Raw genomic sequence first — 18,424 nt, 5'->3', positions numbered from 1 at the left:
GTGTCGATCACCGTCAAGCTGATCAACCCCATCGCCATGGAAGAAGGCCTGCGCTTCGCTATCCGCGAAGGCGGCAAGACCGTCGGCGCTGGTGTGGTTGCCAAGATCATTGCTTAATTTTGTAGGGGCGTAGCTCAATTGGCAGAGCGTCGGTCTCCAAAACCGAAGGTTGATGGTTCGATTCCTTCCGCCCCTGCCACCTGGTAACTTCAAGGTGGCACATAGTTAGTCCAAACAAGCCCGTCATGACCTGACGGGCTTCTGTGTCTCAAGAGACACCATGTATTTGAAGCAGGAAAACGTCAAAAATGGTCACTTCACAAGTTGAGACGATCAACACCAACGCAGACAAAGCCAAATTGGGTTTGTCTGCTGTCTTGGTGGTGGGTGCGTTAGCCGCCTTTTATCTGCTGAGCAAACAAGGGCAGATTGCCCAATGGGCGGCCTTGCTTGTGGGCGTAGCCGCAGCAGTCGTGGTGTTTTTGTCCTCCGAGCCTGGCAAGCAACTGGTCGCGTTTGGTCGCGATGCTTGGCGTGAAGTCAAAAAAGTTGTTTGGCCTACGCGCAAAGAAGCAACACAAATGACTTTATACGTCTTCGGCTTTGTGGTGCTCATGGCCTTGTTCCTCTGGCTAACTGACAAGACGCTGGAATGGGTTTTTTATGACTTGATTCTGGGCTGGAAAAAGTAATGACTGATGTTGTAGAAATGAGTGCGGCGGAACCGTCGGCGACTCCTGTAAATCCAGACTTGCGTTGGTACATAGTGCATGCTTATTCCGGAATGGAAAAGGCAGTCGAGCGCAATATCACCGAACGGATTCTTCAATCTGGCATGCAGCAGAAATTTGCCCGCATCCTAGTTCCTACCGAAGAAGTTGTCGAAATCAAAAATGGCCAGCGTAAAACGACCGAGCGTCGTCTTTTCCCTGGCTATGTGTTTGTCGAAATGGTGATGGACGATGAGTCCTGGCATTTGGTGAAACACACCAATAAAGTCACCGGTTTTGTCGGTGGTGCAAAAAATCGCCCAGCCCCGATATCAGAAGCAGAAGTGCAGAAAATCGTGAGCCAAATGCAAGAAGGCACGGACAAGCCGCGCCATAAAGTGGAGTTCCTGGTGGGCGAATTTGTCCGGGTCAAAGAAGGTCCATTTACCGACTTCAATGGTTCTGTAGAAGAAGTGAACTACGAAAAAAGCAAAGTGCGTGTTTCGGTCACTATTTTCGGCCGTGCCACACCTGTCGAGCTGGAGTTCAGCCAGATCGAAAAGACGTAAGTCTTTCTATAAAAGACCTAATTTCCTTATTGAACGGATTCCACGTTTTTCGACTCAGCGTGGATGTTGTTAGTGAGTCGCAACCCCGGGGAGCAGATGTCCGCCAGTTTCGGTAGACAAAAGCGTTAAGACCCGCAAGGAGTAAAAAATGGCGAAAAAAATCGTCGGTTTTATTAAGCTGCAAGTACCAGCCGGTAAAGCCAACCCATCCCCCCCCATCGGCCCTGCACTGGGTCAACGTGGTTTGAACATCATGGAGTTCTGCAAGGCATTCAATGCGCAGACCCAAGGTGTTGAGCCAGGTCTGCCACTGCCAGTGGTGATCACTGCATTTGCAGATAAAAGCTTCACCTTCATTATCAAAACACCGCCAGCGACTGTTTTGATCAAGAAAGCCATCAAGCTCGACAAGGGTTCCTCGACACCGCACAGCGCGAAAGTCGGCAAGATCACCCGCGCCCAGCTCGAAGAAATTGCAAAGACCAAGATGAAAGACATGACGGCCGCTGATCTGGATGCCGCTGTTCGTACGATCGCTGGCACCGCCCGGTCTATGGGTGTGAATGTGGAGGGTGTGTAAATGTCCAAGCTGACCAAAAAACAAAAAGCCTTTGTCGGCAAGATTGACAGCACCAAGCTGTACCCATTGGCTGATGCCTTGGTAATCATCAAAGAGTGCGCAAATGCCAAGTTCGATGAGTCCATCGACGTGGCCGTGCAACTCGGCATTGATGCCAAGAAGTCTGACCAAGTGGTCCGTGGCGCTGTCGTGTTGCCTAACGGTACCGGCAAGACCAAACGCGTTGCTGTGTTCGCCCAAGGTGCCAAGGCTGAAGAAGCTAAGGCTGCTGGTGCCGACATCGTCGGCATGGACGACCTGGCCGCAATGATCAAAGCGGGCGATATGCCTTTTGACATCGTGATCGCTGCTCCTGACGCCATGCGCGTTGTGGGTACTTTGGGCCAGATTCTGGGCCCACGCGGCCTGATGCCTAACCCTAAGGTTGGCACGGTTACACCAGATGTCGCTACGGCCGTCAAGAACGCAAAAGCAGGTCAGGTCCAGTTCCGTGTCGACAAGGCCGGTATTGTGCACAGCACCATCGGCCGTCGTTCGTTTGACTCCGATAAGTTGCAAGGCAATTTGGCTGCGTTGATCGATGCTTTGACCAAGGCCAAGCCAGCGTCAAGCAAGGGCTTGTATTTACGCAAAGTGGCGGTTTCGAGCACGATGGGTGTGGGCGTTCGCGTCGACACACAAACCATCGTAGCGTAATCGCAAAATTTGAAGCCTCCATAAAAGAGGCTTCAACGTGGTGGGTCGCTGGAGTCTCAAAACTTTGGCGAGCCATCCAAGACCGTTGGTGTGCAGCTTGTCTGTACTTAATCAGTGAAAACCAACGCAGATGGCGATCCCGCTGCAGATGGAATAAGTTTCCCGAAACAGTTGGTCGCTGCAAAGTGGCGTGTTGAATGGAAATCAGCCGGACAACACATTTTAAGGAGTAGACCTTGAGTCTTAATCGCAGTGAGAAAGAAGCGGTCATTATTGATGTGACCAGCCTCGCCGCTAAAGCTCAAACGCTCGTGATGGCGGAATACCGTGGTATCACGGTCGCTGACATGACCAAATTGCGCTCAGCAGCGCGTAGCAATGGCGTGACCTTAAGCGTGTTGAAAAACACCTTGGCCCGCCGTGCTGTCGCAGGCAGTGCTTTTGAAATCGTGTCCGACCAGATGACCGGTCCGCTGATCTATGGCTTTTCTGTGGATGCCGTAGCTGCTGCCAAAGTAGTAGCTGAATTCTCGAAGACCAACGACAAGTTGGTGATTCGCGGTGGTGCATTCGGTGGAAAAGTTCTGGACGTGAACGGCGTTAAGCAACTGGCAAGCATCCCTTCCAAGGAAGTTTTGTTGGCACAGTTGTTGGGCTTGATGCAGTCCCCTATTTCGCGTACGGCACGTGTGCTGGCAGCGTTGGCGACACAAAAAGGCGCAGGTTCTACCGAACCAGCAATCGAAGCGGCCCCAGAAGCGGCTGCCGAGGTTGCTCCGGCGTAACCCACAGGTTACGGACGGCATTGACAAAAACTTTGTTGGACAGCCGCTTGCACATGCACAGCCTGTCCCCAACTAAAAAAACTGGAAATCAAAATGGCATTCGATAAAGACGCATTTTTGACCGCGCTTGACAGCATGACGGTCTTGGAACTCAACGATCTGGTGAAAGCCATCGAAGAGAAGTTTGGTGTAAGCGCCGCCGCTATGGCTGGCCCTGCCGCCGCTGCTGGTCCTGCTGCCGCTGCTGAAGAGAAGACCGAATTCAACGTCGTTCTGCTCGAAGCTGGCGCCCAAAAGGTGTCGGTCATTAAGGCTGTTCGCGAAATCACTGGCCTGGGCTTGAAAGAAGCTAAGGATCTGGTGGATGGCGCTCCCAAGGCCGTCAAGGAAGGCATCTCTAAGGCGGACGCTGATGCTGCCATGAAGAAGCTGGTAGATGCTGGCGCTAAAGTCGAACTGAAGTAATTCATTCGCAAGCGAGGGCTGGGTGCTCCTACAGGAGCTCCCAGCCTTTCGTGCTTGTAAGAGAGCACTGAAAAGCAGGTTTAGAAATCTGTTTTTCAGTGTCTTCTGGCCCCGACTGCAGAAGATGCCTTGGTTCGGATTGCGTGCAATGCGCAATCGTCCGCCATGGTTGGTAGTGGCCAACCGCCAAGTTCGTTGCGCATGGTGTGCAACACGACAGTTGACAGGCCCCCCCAGGACTCCCAAGTCCTTGCCCCCGGAGATCTCATGGCTTATACGTACACCGAACGCAAACGCATTCGTAAAAATTTTGGCAGCCGCGACAGCGTGCTCGAAGTCCCCTACCTATTGCAAATGCAAAAAGATGCGTACACCGCATTTTTGCAAGCAGATCTCGCGCCTCAAAAGCGCACGGTAGAGGGTTTGCAAGCCGCATTTGATGCGGCCTTCCCCATCGTTTCGCACAATGGTTTTGTCGAGATGAAGTACGTGGAGTACAACCTTGCCAAGCCTGCTTTTGATGTACGCGAATGCCAGACTCGGGGCCTGACATTTGCCTCCGCCGTGCGGGCCAAGGTCCAGCTCATCATTTACGACCGAGAGTCTTCGACATCTCAGTCCAAAGTTGTCAAGGAAGTGAAAGAGCAAGAAGTCTATATGGGCGAAGTACCGCTCATGACGGAAAAAGGCTCTTTCATCATCAACGGCACTGAGCGCGTGATCGTTTCGCAATTGCACCGCTCTCCTGGCGTATTTTTCGAACACGACAAGGGCAAAACCCATAGCTCGGGCAAGTTACTCTTCTCTGCGCGCGTGATTCCTTACCGTGGTTCCTGGCTCGACTTCGAGTTTGACCCCAAAGATGTGCTGTATTTCCGGGTGGACCGTCGGCGCAAAATGCCCGTCACCATCTTGCTCAAGGCCATTGGACTGACACCAGAATCCATTTTGGCGAACTTCTTCGTTAACGACAATTTCCGTCTGATGGACAGCGGCGCACAAATGGAATTTGTGGCCGAGCGCCTGCGTGGCGAAGTCGCACGTTTCGATATCACGGACAAAACCGGCAAAGTCGCAGTCGCCAAAGACAAGCGGATTACCGCTCGCCATACCCGTGATCTCGAACAGTCCGGCACCACACACATTAGCGTTCCAGAAGACTTTCTCGTGGGCCGTGTTGTCGCGAAGAATATCGTCGACAGCGATACCGGCGAAATCATTGCGAAGGCCAACGAAGAGTTGACGGAACTGCTGCTCAAGAAACTGCGTACCGCAGGTGTACAGGACTTGCAGTGCATCTACACCAATGAGCTGGACCAGGGCGCGTACATTTCGCAAACCCTGCGTAGCGACGAAACCGTGGATGAGTTCGCTGCGCGTGTGGCCATTTACCGCATGATGCGCCCAGGCGAGCCACCGACAGAAGACGCCGTGCAGGCGCTTTTCCAACGCCTGTTTTACAACCCGGATACGTACGATCTGTCGCGCGTGGGCCGGATGAAGTTCAACGCCAAGATGGGCCGCAACGAATCCACCGGCCCTATGGTGCTGACCAACGAAGACATTTTGTCCGTCGTCAAGATCCTGGTCGATCTCCGCAATGGCCGTGGTGAAGTCGATGACATCGACCATCTGGGTAACCGCCGCGTTCGTTGCGTTGGTGAACTGGCTGAAAACCAATACCGCGCCGGTTTGGCTCGGATTGAAAAGGCCGTCAAAGAACGTTTGGGCCAAGCCGAGCAAGAGCCGCTCATGCCGCATGACCTGATCAACAGCAAGCCGATCTCCGCTGCGCTCAAAGAGTTCTTCGGTGCATCGCAGCTGTCGCAGTTTATGGACCAGACCAATCCACTGGCTGAAATCACCCACAAGCGCCGCGTATCGGCCCTTGGCCCGGGGGGGTTGACCCGGGAGCGCGCAGGCTTTGAAGTGCGTGACGTGCACGTCACCCATTACGGTCGCGTGTGCCCGATCGAAACGCCGGAAGGTCCTAACATCGGACTGATCAATTCCTTGGCCCTGTATGCCCGCCTGAACGAATACGGTTTTATCGAAACACCGTACCGCCGGGTGGTTGACAGCAAGGTCACCAAAGAGATTGACTACCTGTCGGCCATCGAAGAAGGTAAGTACGTCATTGCCCAGGCCAATGCAGCCTTAGACAAGGAAGGCAAACTCTCTGGCGATCTGGTGTCGGCCCGTGAAAAAGGCGAATCCATTTTGGTCGGTGCCGAACGCGTCCAGTACATGGACGTCTCGCCCGCCCAGATCGTTTCTGTGGCCGCCTCACTCGTGCCCTTCTTGGAACACGATGACGCAAACCGCGCCTTGATGGGTGCCAACATGTCACGCCAGGCCGTGCCGGTGCTGCGTCCAGAAAAACCATTGGTGGGGACCGGTATCGAACGCGTGGCCGCAGTGGACTCCGGCACCGTCGTGACCGCCACCCGTGGTGGCTTGGTGGACTATGTCGATGCAACCCGTATCGTTATCCGTGTCAATGACGCGGAAGCGGCCGCTGGTGAAGTCGGCGTGGACATCTACAACCTGATCAAGTACCAGCGCTCCAACCAAAACACCAACATTCACCAGCGTCCTATCGTCAAAAAAGGCGATCGTTTGGCCAAGGGTGATGTGATTGCCGACGGTGCCTCCACCGATTTCGGTGAAATTGCGATCGGGCAGAACATGCTCATCGCTTTCATGCCGTGGAATGGCTACAACTTCGAAGATTCAATCTTGATCTCCGAACGCGTGGTGGCCGATGACCGCTACACCTCGATCCACATCGAGGAACTGGTGGTGATGGCTCGCGACACGAAGCTGGGTGCTGAAGAAATTACCCGCGATATTCCGAATCTGAGCGAACAGCAACTGAACCGCCTCGACGAGTCGGGCATCATTTACGTGGGTGCTGAAGTGCAACCCGGCGATACGCTGGTGGGCAAGGTCACACCCAAGGGTGAAACCACGTTGACGCCAGAAGAGAAACTGCTGCGCGCCATCTTTGGTGAAAAAGCCAGCGATGTGAAAGACACGTCGCTGCGCGTAGACCAGGGCTCGCAAGGCACTGTGATCGATGTGCAGGTGTTCACCCGCGAAGGTATCGTGCGTGACAAGCGTGCCCAGCAGATCATTGACGATGAGCTCAAGCGTTTCCGCCTGGACCTGAATGACCAGTTGCGTATTGTGGAAGCCGATGCGTTTGACCGTATCGAGAAGCTGCTGACCGGCAAGGTTGCCAATGGCGGCCCCCAAAAGCTGGCCAAGGGTACCAAGCTCGACAAGGCCTACCTGTCGTCAGTGGAGAAATTCCACTGGTTTGACATCCGTCCTGCCGATGACGAAGTCGCCACGCAACTGGAATCCATCAAAAACTCGCTGGAACAGACCCGCCACAGCTTCGACCTGGCTTTTGAAGAAAAGCGCAAGAAGCTGACGCAAGGCGATGAGTTGCCAGCAGGCGTGCTGAAAATGGTCAAGGTGTACTTGGCCGTCAAACGCCGCCTGCAACCTGGTGACAAGATGGCGGGTCGCCACGGTAACAAGGGTGTGGTCTCCAAGATCGTCCCGGTCGAAGACATGCCTTACATGGCTGATGGCACTCCATGTGACATCTGCTTGAACCCACTGGGCGTGCCTTCGCGGATGAACGTCGGTCAGGTGCTGGAAGTCCACTTGGGCTGGGCCGCCAAGGGTATCGGCCAACGCATTGGCGACATGCTGCAAGCCGAAGCCAAAGTGGCCGAAGTTCGCAGCTTCATGGACTCTTTCTACAACGGCTCAGGCCGCAAGGAAGATCTGAGCCAGCTCAGCGACGACGAAGTGTTCAACATGGCCGCCAATATGGCCCAAGGGGTCACTTTTGCAACGCCGGTGTTTGACGGTGCTTCGGAAGAAGAGATCCGGGGCATGCTCCAACTGGCTTACCCCGACAACATCGCCAAGCACAAGGGATTGAACGCAACGCGTACCCAAGCCCATTTGTTTGATGGCCGCTCCGGCGAGCCCTTCGAACGTCCAACCACCATTGGCTATATGCACTTCTTGAAGCTGCACCATTTGGTGGACGACAAGATGCATGCCCGCTCTACCGGTCCTTACAGCTTGGTGACCCAGCAGCCACTTGGCGGTAAAGCACAGTTCGGTGGACAGCGTTTCGGTGAAATGGAAGTGTGGGCACTCGAAGCCTATGGCGCTTCGTACACGCTGCAGGAAATGCTGACCGTCAAATCAGATGACGTGGTGGGACGTACCAAGGTGTACGAAAGCATTGTCAAGGGCGAGCACGCTATCGAAGCGGGCATGCCCGAATCGTTCAACGTGCTGGTCAAGGAAATCCGTTCCTTGGGCCTGGACATCGAGCTCGAGCGTAGCTAATTGCGGACAAGAAAAGGATTTAACACATGAAATCATTACTCGACCTGTTCAAGCAGTTCACGCCCGATTCGCATTTCGATGCGATTCGGATCGGCATGGCCTCCCCCGAGAAAATTCGGTCGTGGTCGTTCGGCGAAGTGAAGAAGCCAGAAACCATCAACTACCGCACCTTCAAGCCCGAGCGTGATGGCCTGTTTTGCGCCAAAATCTTTGGCCCCATCAAAGACTACGAATGCCTGTGTGGCAAGTACAAGCGCCTGAAGCACCGCGGCGTCATCTGCGAAAAGTGCGGCGTTGAAGTCACACAGACCAAGGTGCGCCGCGAACGCATGGGCCACATCGATCTGGCCGCACCTTGCGCCCACATCTGGTTCCTGAAATCGCTGCCATCGCGTCTGGGCTTGGTGCTCGACATGACGTTGCGCGACATCGAACGCGTGCTGTATTTCGAAGCTTATGTGGTCACCGACCCCGGCATGACCCCGCTGAAGAAATTCGCGATCATGTCGGAAGACGACTTTGATGCCAAGACCAAAGAATACGGCGATGAATTCGTGGCCAAGATGGGCGCGGAAGGTATCAAAGACCTGCTGGAAGCCATCGAAATCGACGCGTCGATTGAGCGCCTGCGCGGTGATCTGACCGGTTCCGAGGTCAAGATCAAGAAGAACTCCAAGCGCCTGAAACTCTTGGAAGCGTTCAAGAAGTCGGGGATCAAGCCTGAATGGATGGTGCTGAACGTACTGCCCGTGCTGCCACCGGACCTGCGTCCGCTGGTGCCACTGGACGGTGGCCGCTTTGCCACCTCGGATCTGAACGACCTGTACCGCCGCGTCATTAACCGCAACAGCCGTCTGCGCCGTTTGCTGGAGTTGAAGGCTCCAGAGATCATTGCCCGCAACGAAAAACGCATGCTGCAAGAAGCTGTCGATTCGTTGCTGGACAACGGTCGCCGCGGCAAAGCGATGACCGGTGCCAACAAGCGGGCACTTAAGTCTTTGGCCGACATGATCAAGGGCAAGAGCGGTCGTTTCCGCCAGAACTTGCTGGGCAAGCGCGTCGATTACTCTGGTCGTTCGGTCATTGTGGTGGGCCCAACGCTCAAGCTGCACCAGTGCGGTCTGCCCAAACTGATGGCGTTGGAACTGTTCAAGCCGTTTATCTTCTCGCGCCTGGAAGCCATGGGCATCGCCACCACCATCAAGGCGGCGAAAAAAGAAGTTGAGTCCGGCACGCCCGTCGTGTGGGACATCCTGGAAGAGGTGATCAAAGAGCACCCCGTGATGCTGAACCGTGCGCCTACGCTGCACCGTTTGGGCATCCAGGCGTTTGAGCCCATTCTGATTGAAGGTAAGGCCATCCAGTTGCACCCACTCGTCTGCTCGGCATTCAATGCCGACTTTGACGGTGACCAAATGGCGGTACACGTACCTCTGTCGGTCGAAGCGCAGATGGAAGCCCGCACCTTGATGCTGGCATCGAACAATATTTTGTTCCCAGCCAATGGCGAACCCTCGATCGTGCCGTCGCAAGACGTGGTGCTCGGTCTGTACTACACGACCCGCGACCGTATCAACGGCAAGGGTGAAGGTCTGATTTTTGCCGACACCGGTGAAGTACAGCGCGCATTTGACGCAGGTGAGGTCGAGTTGACCGCCCGCATTAATGTCCGCCTGACCGAGTACACCAAAGACAAAGAGACGGGCGAATTTGTGCCTTCGACCAAGCTATGGGAAACCACTGCAGGCCGTGCGCTGTTGTCGGAGATCTTGCCTAAGGGTCTGCCTTTCTCCAACATCAACAAGGCGTTGAAGAAGAAAGAGATTTCCAAGCTGATCAACGTCTCGTTCCGCAAGTGCGGTTTGAAAGAGACGGTGGTGTTTGCCGACAAGCTGTTGCAAAACGGTTTCCGTCTGGCGACCAAGGCCGGTATCTCGATCTGTATCGACGACATGCTGGTACCGCAAGAAAAGCACGGCATCATTGCCCGCGCTGAAAAGGAAGTCAAAGAAATCGGCAACCAATACGTTTCCGGTCTAGTGACTTCTGGCGAGCGTTACAACAAGGTGGTGGACATCTGGGGTAAGGCGGGTGACGAAGTCTCCAAGGTGATGATGGCCCAGCTCTCAAAAGAGAAAACCATCGACCGCCATGGCAAGGAAGTCGAGCAAGAGTCTTTCAACTCCATCTACATGATGGCTGACTCCGGCGCCCGCGGTTCTGCAGCGCAGATTCGCCAGGTCGCGGGTATGCGGGGTCTGATGGCCAAGCCGGACGGCTCGATCATCGAGACACCGATTACCGCCAACTTCCGCGAAGGTCTGAACGTGTTGGAGTACTTCATTTCCACCCACGGTGCCCGTAAGGGTCTCGCGGATACGGCACTGAAGACCGCCAACTCTGGTTATCTGACCCGCCGTCTGGTGGACGTGACGCAAGATTTGGTTGTGACCGAGCAAGACTGCGGCACAGCCAATGGTTACCTGATGCGCGCCATTGTCGAAGGCGGTGAAGTCATCGAATCGCTGCGCGACCGCATTCTGGGTCGTACCGCCGCCGAAGATGTGCTGCACCCCGAAGACCGCTCGGTGCTGGCCATCGCCGGTGCCATGCTGGACGAAGATGCCATCGACATCCTGGAAGTCGCCGGTGTGGACGAAGTCAAGGTGCGTACGGCACTGACCTGCGCCACCCGCTTCGGCATCTGTGCCAAGTGCTATGGCCGCGATCTGGGCCGTGGTGGTTTGATCAATGGTGGCGAGGCTGTGGGTGTGATTGCAGCCCAGTCCATCGGCGAACCCGGTACGCAGCTGACCATGCGGACTTTCCACATCGGTGGTGCGGCATCCCGTGCCGCCATCGCCTCCAGCGTGGAAGCCAAGTCCAACGGCACGATCGGCTTCAACGCCACGATGCGCTATGTATCCAATAGCAAAAACGAGTTGGTTGTCATTGCCCGTTCGGGTGAAATCGTCATCACAGAGCATGGCCGCGAACGTGAACGCCACAAGGTACCTTACGGTGCGATCCTAGCGGTGACGGCCGACCAAGTGGTCAAGGCTGGCACGATCCTGGCGAACTGGGATCCGCTGACCCGTCCCATCATTACCGAGTTTGCGGGGTTGAGCAAATTCGAGAATGTGGAAGAAGGCCTGACGGTTGCCCGCCAAGTGGACGAAGTCACGGGCTTGTCCACCATGGTGGTTATCGATCCGAAGCGCCGTGGCGCAGCCAAAGTGATCCGTCCGCAGGTCAAGCTGATCGACGCGAACGGCAACGAAGTGAAGATCACCGGTACCGACCACTCGGTAACCATTGGCTTCCCTATCGGTGCACTGATCCAGGTGCGCGACGGCCAGGACGTAGGCCGCGGCGAAGTGCTGGCCCGTATCCCGATCGAAGGCCAGAAGACGCGTGACATTACCGGCGGTTTGCCGCGTGTAGCCGAGCTGTTTGAAGCCCGTACGCCGAAAGACAAGGGCATGCTGGCCGAAATGACCGGTACCGTGTCGTTCGGTAAGGAAACCAAGGGCAAGGTTCGCCTGCAGATCACCGATCCAGAAGGTACGGTGTGGGACGAACTGATTCCCAAGGAAAAGAGCATCCTGGTGCACGAAGGTCAAGTGGTCAACAAGGGCGAAAATATTGTGGACGGCCCTGCCGACCCACAAGACATCTTGCGCTTGCTGGGCATGGAAGAGCTGGCACGCTACATCGTGGACGAAGTCCAGGACGTGTACCGCTTGCAAGGCGTGAAGATCAATGACAAGCACATTGAAGTGATCGTGCGCCAGATGCTGCGCCGGGTAGTGGTGGAGAACGCGGGTGACTCCGGTTACATCAATGGCGAACAGGTCGAACGCAGCGAGATGCTCGACACCAACGACGCTCTGCGCGCTGAAGGCAAGATCCCTGCTGTATTCACTAACCTGCTGCTGGGTATTACCAAGGCATCGCTGTCTACCGACTCGTTCATCTCCGCCGCGTCCTTCCAGGAAACCACGCGTGTGTTGACCGAAGCCGCCATCATGGGCAAGCGCGACGAGTTGCGTGGTCTGAAGGAAAACGTGATCGTTGGCCGTCTGATCCCTGCCGGTACCGGTATGGCCTACCACCAGGCCCGCCTGGCCAAGGACTTGATGGACGATGCCGAGCGCCGCGCCATTGCCGAATCCGAAGCTGCGGAGCTGGCAGATGCGCAGGAAGCTACGGCGCTGTCGGAAGCCAATGAAGGTTCGGCCCACGAATAACGCAGGCCGCGTGTTCCGCGTAATGTCACACTGAGACCCCTAGTGACACAGGCACCCCAAATCCATCGCTGGTGGATTTGGGGTGTTTTTTTATGTGTATGCCATGGCCCCAAGGCGCCTTCTACAAGACTACCTGTGATCTCCGAATCTGTTATTTGGTGGAGCTTGTCTGCTGTATTGCTGTTTTGGTCGGTGGGGGCCTACAACCGGCTGGTGCGGCTGCGGTCCCGTGCTGTGCGCAGCTTTGCGGACATGGCCGTGCAGATGCAGCGTTGTGCCGACACCGTACAAGCCTGCCCCTTCAACACATACAACCCTGCCGATCCCAGCCCGCAAGCATCTGCACGGGCATGGGCAAGCCTACTCGGGGCGCAGGTCGAGTTTGCTGCCTCATTGGCGGTGGCGCGTACGCGGTCTTTAGACGGTGCAGCTATCGATGCCCTGGCGGCTGCCGACACAGTCGTACAACAGGTTTGGGCAATGGCCTTCTCTGATAGTCTTAATGCTTTAGGCGGGCCTTTGCCCGAAACCTTGCGCACCCAATGGAGCGATGACCGCCAGCAGATCAACCTTGCTGCCTATGGCTTTGCACAAGCGGTCCAAAGCTACAACACCGCCATCACGCAATTCCCTGCGATGCTGATCGCCTGGCTGTTCGGTTTTCACTCCGCAACCTCACTCCCTAAATATTCTTGACCATATGACCCGTTCCAACGCTCCAGAGCACCTCCCACACACCGGGCAGGCTGTGCAGATTCCGCTGTGGCGACAACTGCTGGCCACAGCGGAAGTCTTGCACGCCATCCGCAACGGGACCTCCGCCACACCGGCATTGGCCGCGGTGGATAGCCCGCTGCGCCCCGGCGTGCAATCGCTGGTATTTCACAGCCTGCGCAACCTCGGCCGCGCAGAAGCCTTGCGTGCGCAGTTGGCCAAGCGCCCGCCACCCCATGCGGCCGATGCCTTGCTGTGCACCGCGCTGGCCCTGGTCTGGCAAGAGGCCGATGCACCCTATGAGGCATTTACCCTGGTAGACCAAACCGTCGAAGCCGCTAACCGGGGCTCGGCGAAGGCTCAAGCCAGCTTTATCAACGCCTGCCTGCGCCGTTTTTTGCGGGAACGCGACGCGCTGGTCAGCGCAACCGACCGTGACCCAGTCGCCGTGTGGAACCACCCCCGGTGGTGGATACAGCGGCTGAAAAACGAACAGCCGCAACACTGGAAAAGCATCTTGCATGCGAACAATCAGCATGCTCCCATGACCTTGCGCGTTAATGCACGAAAAACGACTCCTGCGCATATTCTATCTACGCTATCCGCTATAAATATAGAAGCATTTTTAGTGGGTGACTCGGGTGTAGCTCTGGCAAGGGCTCGGCCTGTACAGGAAATCCCCGGCTTTGCAGATGGGGCGGTGTCCGTCCAGGATGCGGCTGCCCAAATGGCGGCACCGCTGTTACTGGCCGGCATGGACACGGCACAACCGATGCGCATCCTGGATGCCTGTGCCGCCCCCGGCGGCAAAACAGTCCACCTGCTCGAACTGGCTGATGCAGAGGTCACGGCACTAGATATCGACCCCATCCGCTGCGAACGCATCCAGCACAACCTGCAGCGCCAGGGCCTGCAAGCCACGGTGCTGGTGGCCGATGCCAACCAGCCCGCTACCTGGTGGGATGGCCGGCAATTCGATGCCATCTTGCTCGATGCGCCGTGTACGGCATCAGGCATCGTACGCCGCCACCCCGACGTGCGTTGGTTACGCCGCGAAACAGATATTGCACAACTAGCCCGCCTCCAGGCGAGCCTCTTGCAACAACTCTGGCCTCTGGTACGTTCCGGCGGACGTTTGCTCTATTGCACCTGCTCGGTATTCCGGGCTGAGGGGCAAGACCAGATCGAAACGTTTCTTGCACACCACACCGATGCCCGTTTGCTACCGTCTCCCGGTCATTTACAGCCCCGTACATGGGATTTGGCAGAAGCTGTCCCGGACAATCGCATCTGTGACAACGATGGATTCTTTTACGCCTTGCTGGAAAAACATGCGACCTAAATGGGTTTGGCTGCGCTTATGCGTCTATCTTCTGCTGTGCTACCTGCCTTTTGCACGGGCTCAAAGCACTCTGGTAGAAATCAACCAGATGCAGATCGAACGCAATGAATCCGGGGTATTTTTTTCGGCCAATTTGAAGTTTGAACTTCCCAGCCTAGTGGAGGATGCACTGCACAAAGGCATTCCAATGTTCTTTGTGGCAGAGATCGAGGTGCTGCGGGACCGCTGGTATTGGTCTGACAAATCGGTCGCTAGCCAGGCCCGCTACATGCGGCTGGCCTACCAGCCACTGACCCGGCGCTGGCGTTTGAATGTAGGGCCTACCGCTATGGGCAATAGCGGCCTAGGCGTGGTGCTGAACCAGAACTTTGAATCGCTCGCTGATGCTCTGGCCAATATGCAGCGCTTTTCGCGCTGGCGTATCGCGGATACCGCCGACATCGACTTTGACGGCAAAACGCATGCTGAATTCAGCTTCCGCCTCGATGTGTCGCAGCTTCCCCGACCTTTCCAGATCGGTACCATGGGCCAGTCCGACTGGAGCCTGTCTGGCAGCCGTAACCTGCGCCTTACACCGGACGCGACCAAGTGACCCCATCGTCTGCCGATGCACCGGTATCCACATACCGCACCCTGAGCAATCCACGCGCCTTGCGCTGGGCCTGGGTGGTGGGTGCGGTGGTAGTCATGGCCCTGGGTCTGATTCTGCTGCTGCTACTTACCCAGTCCACCAACAACCGGGAAATGTACGAGCGCAACTATGCGCGCCTGTTTGCGGTGAACGTGGTGGTAGCCGGGGTGCTTTTGGCGGTCATCACCTGGATGGCGATTCGGCTTTGGATTCGCCTGCGGCGCGGCAAATTTGGTAGCCGTTTGTTGGTGAAATTGGCCACCATTTTTGCGCTGGTGGGCCTGATGCCGGGTTTGCTTATTTATGTGGTGTCGTACCAATTTGTCTCCCGCTCGATCGAAAGCTGGTTCGATGTAAAAGTTGAAACGGCCCTGGATGCGGGCGTGAACCTGGGGCGTGCCACCCTCGACATCCTGGCTAACGATTTGGCCGATAAAGCCCGTAACGCCAGCGGGCAGCTGTCTGGCGTCCCAGATGCGGCTGCCGGACTCACGCTGGAACACATCCGCGACCAGTTGGATGTGAGCGATGTGATGCTGTGGAGCGCAGGCGGGCAACTGATAGCCAGTGTGGGCCAATCGCGCTTTCTGCTCAACCCCGAACGCCCCAGCCCGCAGCAGCTACGCAACGTACGCGCCCAAAGGGCGGTAGCGGCCATTGAAGGACTGGACGATGTAGCGCCAGCCCTCGGGACAGAACCACCCGCAGCCCACATCAAAGCCCTCGCCCTGGTATCCAGCAAAGGGGTCGGTTTGCTGGCAGAACCACGGTTTTTACAAATCGTACAAAGCCTTCCTCCGCCCCTTGTAGCCAATGCCATGGCGGTACAAACCGCCAACCGCGAATACCAGGAACGGGCACTTGCCCGTACCGGTCTGAAGCGCATGTATATCGGCACGCTGACTTTGAGCCTGTTTCTGGCGGTGTTTGGTGCCGTGCTGCTGGCAGTGCTGCTGGGTAACCAGCTCGCCCGCCCTTTGCTGCTTTTAGCCGAAGGCGTGCGCCAGGTGGCAGCCGGTGATTTGACGCCTAAAGCCGTGTGGCAAGGCCGTGACGAGTTGGGAGGCCTGACCCGCTCATTTGCGGACATGACCCAACAGCTATCCGATGCCCGCTCGGCCGTCGACCAGAGTATGTCGCAGGTCAGCGCCGCCCGCGCCAACCTGCAGACGATTTTGGACAACCTCACCTCCGGTGTCATCGTGCTGGACGCGGCAGGCACCATCCAATCCAGCAATCCTGGTGCCACCCGCATATTGCGGGTGCCCCTGGCAGCTTTGGAAGGCCAGCCGCTGGCGCACGTTGAAGGCATGGCCGATTTTGCCCAGGGCGTGCACGCGCAATTTTCAGCGTTTTTAAGTGAGCAGATCCATCATGGACTCGACCATTGGCAGCAATCCTTTGAACTTAACGCTACGCAATCGCCATTTTCACAAGATGCTATTACTTTAGTAGCTAGAGGCGCAGAACTACCAGGCAGCAATCGGTTATTAGTCTTTGATGATATTTCTGAAATCGTGTCTGCGCAGCGGGCTCAGGCCTGGGGTGAAGTGGCGCGCCGCCTGGCCCATGAAATCAAGAATCCACTGACCCCCATTCAACTGTCCGCCGAGCGTCTGGAGATGAAGCTTTTGAGCAAGGTTGGTGAGCCCGAGCAAGCACTGCTTAAAAAATCGGTCAAAACCATCGTGGACCAGGTTGATGCCTTGAAGCGCTTGGTCAACGAGTTCCGCGACTATGCCCGCCTTCCGGCCGCCGACCTAAAACCACTGGACCTTAATCTATTGGTGCAGGACGTGCTGCAGCTTTATGAGCACGACACAGCAACCGTCGATGTCGTCGCGCAGCTTGAGGGTAGATGCCCGATGATTCTGGGCGATGCAGAGCAACTACGCCAAGTCATCCATAACCTGCTGCAAAACGCGCAGGATGCCACAGAAGCAGCGCGCAAGCCTGGGGTACCCCCTAGCGTCATCCTGCGCACACAGTGGGCGACAGCGACCCAACGGGTCCGCCTGGTAGTTTTAGACCAAGGCACGGGCTTCCCAGAACACATACTCAAACGCGCCTTTGAGCCCTATGTGACCACTAAGAGTCGTGGCACGGGGTTGGGGCTGGCCGTCGTCAAAAAAATAGCCGATGAACATGGTGCACGCATCGACTTATCTAACCGCATCGTAAGTGGTGTGGCGGAAGGGGCGCAAGTATCGTTATCATTCGCCATCCACCCTAAAGTGGCAACTTAACAACAGCCCTACCGCTGTATTTTCACCCGGGGACGCGCGCTTCAATCATGGCAAACATTCTTGTAGTTGACGATGAACTGGGTATCCGCGACCTGCTTTCTGAAATTTTGAACGATGAGGGGCACAACGTCGAACTTGCAGAAAACGCGGCGGAGGCCCGTATCGCGCGGCAGCAATCACGTCCGGACTTGGTATTGCTAGATATTTGGATGCCGGACACCGACGGGGTTTCGCTTCTCAAAGAGTGGGCCGCCACCGGCGCACTCACCATGCCAGTCATTATGATGAGTGGCCACGCCACCATCGACACTGCCGTAGAAGCCACGCGTATAGGAGCCTACTCATTTTTGGAAAAACCGATCACTCTGCAAAAGCTGCTCAAAGCAGTGGAGCAGGCACTGACACGCAATGTGACGCGCAAAGCGGTTCCTGTACCGACCTTGCCAACCCATACAGACAGCCTTGTCGTCTCTATGGAACTAGCGAGTAGCATTCCTGGAGTTCTATCTACTACTAACCACCTAGGCCCGCAGTCTCAACAAACATTTGATTTGGACAAACCGCTAAGAGAAGCACGCGATGGTTTTGAAAAAGCCTACTTTGAATTTCATCTCGCCCAAGAAGGTGGCTCTATGACGCGTGTTGCAGAACAAACCGGTTTGGAGCGCACTCATCTTTATCGCAAATTAAAACAACTAGGAGTCGATCTTGTCCGTGGAAAACGGGTTTGATTTCGGTATATAATCGAATTCTTGGCCTGGTAGCTCAGTCGGTAGAGCAGAGGATTGAAAATCCTTGTGTCGGTGGTTCGATTCCGCCCCGGGCCACCAGATCTACATCCACGGGAATCCAAGGATGTCCAAAAGCCCTTACGTAGCAATGCGTTAGGGCTTTTTTGTTGTCCAAAGATGTCCGAGTCACTCCATCGAAATCCGGTCGTCCGTAAGCGTCCGGCGAACCCATCTTGAACTGAGCCCTTTCCACTCGCAAGATCGTGTGCACGCAACAGATCGTGCACACCATGCTTAAAGATTCAGAGATTTCCAGAGATACAAC

At 56.0% G+C, this 18,424-nt stretch carries 14 protein-coding genes and 2 tRNA genes; all 16 read left to right on the top strand.

The features are described 5' to 3' along the window. Positions 1-117, top strand: a 117-nt coding sequence (locus tag AC097L_RS23010) for an EF-Tu C-terminal domain-related protein (RefSeq protein WP_479584941.1), incomplete at its 5' end; no start/stop codon positions are given. A gap of 6 nt (positions 118-123) precedes the next feature. Next, a tRNA-Trp gene (locus tag AC097L_RS23005) sits at positions 124-199 on the top strand. 109 nt (positions 200-308) lie between these two features. Then, positions 309-692 (top strand): preprotein translocase subunit SecE, encoded by a 384-nt coding sequence (gene secE / locus AC097L_RS23000; protein ID WP_479589071.1) that lies wholly within the window; start codon positions 309-311, stop codon positions 690-692. Continuing rightward, a complete protein-coding gene (nusG, locus tag AC097L_RS22995) occupies positions 692-1,279 on the top strand; it encodes a transcription termination/antitermination protein NusG (RefSeq protein WP_295960174.1) in 588 nt (195 codons plus the stop codon). Before secE ends, nusG begins: the two co-directional genes overlap by 1 nt. A gap of 148 nt (positions 1,280-1,427) precedes the next feature. Beyond that, complete coding sequence (gene rplK / locus AC097L_RS22990) at positions 1,428-1,859, top strand: 50S ribosomal protein L11 (RefSeq protein ID WP_315228776.1); 432 nt, start codon at positions 1,428-1,430, stop codon at positions 1,857-1,859. After that, positions 1,860-2,555, top strand: coding sequence for a 50S ribosomal protein L1 (rplA, locus tag AC097L_RS22985; protein ID WP_479589070.1), 696 nt, complete (start codon positions 1,860-1,862; stop codon positions 2,553-2,555). A gap of 236 nt (positions 2,556-2,791) precedes the next feature. Then, positions 2,792-3,340, top strand: a complete 549-nt coding sequence (gene rplJ, locus AC097L_RS22980; protein ID WP_479589069.1) for a 50S ribosomal protein L10 — start codon at positions 2,792-2,794, stop codon at positions 3,338-3,340. A gap of 93 nt (positions 3,341-3,433) precedes the next feature. Continuing rightward, a complete protein-coding gene (gene rplL / locus AC097L_RS22975; RefSeq protein WP_295960165.1) occupies positions 3,434-3,805 on the top strand; it encodes a 50S ribosomal protein L7/L12 in 372 nt (123 codons plus the stop codon). A gap of 267 nt (positions 3,806-4,072) precedes the next feature. After that, positions 4,073-8,185, top strand: coding sequence for a DNA-directed RNA polymerase subunit beta (rpoB, locus tag AC097L_RS22970; RefSeq protein WP_479589068.1), 4,113 nt, complete (start codon positions 4,073-4,075; stop codon positions 8,183-8,185). A 26-nt stretch (positions 8,186-8,211) separates the two neighbouring features. After that, entirely contained in the window at positions 8,212-12,435 is a 4,224-nt protein-coding gene (rpoC, locus tag AC097L_RS22965) for a DNA-directed RNA polymerase subunit beta' (protein ID WP_479589067.1), read from the top strand. A gap of 135 nt (positions 12,436-12,570) precedes the next feature. After that, a complete protein-coding gene (locus AC097L_RS22960; protein ID WP_479589066.1) occupies positions 12,571-13,131 on the top strand; it encodes a LemA family protein in 561 nt (186 codons plus the stop codon). A 4-nt stretch (positions 13,132-13,135) separates the two neighbouring features. Next, positions 13,136-14,491: a 16S rRNA (cytosine(967)-C(5))-methyltransferase RsmB gene (gene rsmB, locus AC097L_RS22955; protein ID WP_479589065.1), complete on the top strand. Its 1,356-nt coding sequence runs from the start codon at positions 13,136-13,138 to the stop codon at positions 14,489-14,491. Further along, positions 14,451-15,083, top strand: coding sequence for a DUF4390 domain-containing protein (locus tag AC097L_RS22950; RefSeq protein WP_479589064.1), 633 nt, complete (start codon positions 14,451-14,453; stop codon positions 15,081-15,083). Before rsmB ends, AC097L_RS22950 begins: the two co-directional genes overlap by 41 nt. Before the next feature lie 95 nt (positions 15,084-15,178). Further along, positions 15,179-17,368 (top strand): sensor histidine kinase, encoded by a 2,190-nt coding sequence (locus AC097L_RS22945; protein WP_479589072.1) that lies wholly within the window; start codon positions 15,179-15,181, stop codon positions 17,366-17,368. 47 nt (positions 17,369-17,415) lie between these two features. After that, entirely contained in the window at positions 17,416-18,099 is a 684-nt protein-coding gene (locus AC097L_RS22940; protein ID WP_479589063.1) for a response regulator, read from the top strand. A gap of 23 nt (positions 18,100-18,122) precedes the next feature. After that, a tRNA-Phe gene (locus AC097L_RS22935) sits at positions 18,123-18,198 on the top strand. The last annotated feature ends 226 nt before the right edge of the window (positions 18,199-18,424 follow it).

Source organism: Rhodoferax sp. RT5P35, assembly GCF_056521385.1.
Note: the sequence above shows the minus strand (reverse complement) of the source record. Positions and strands in the feature narration are given on the sequence as shown.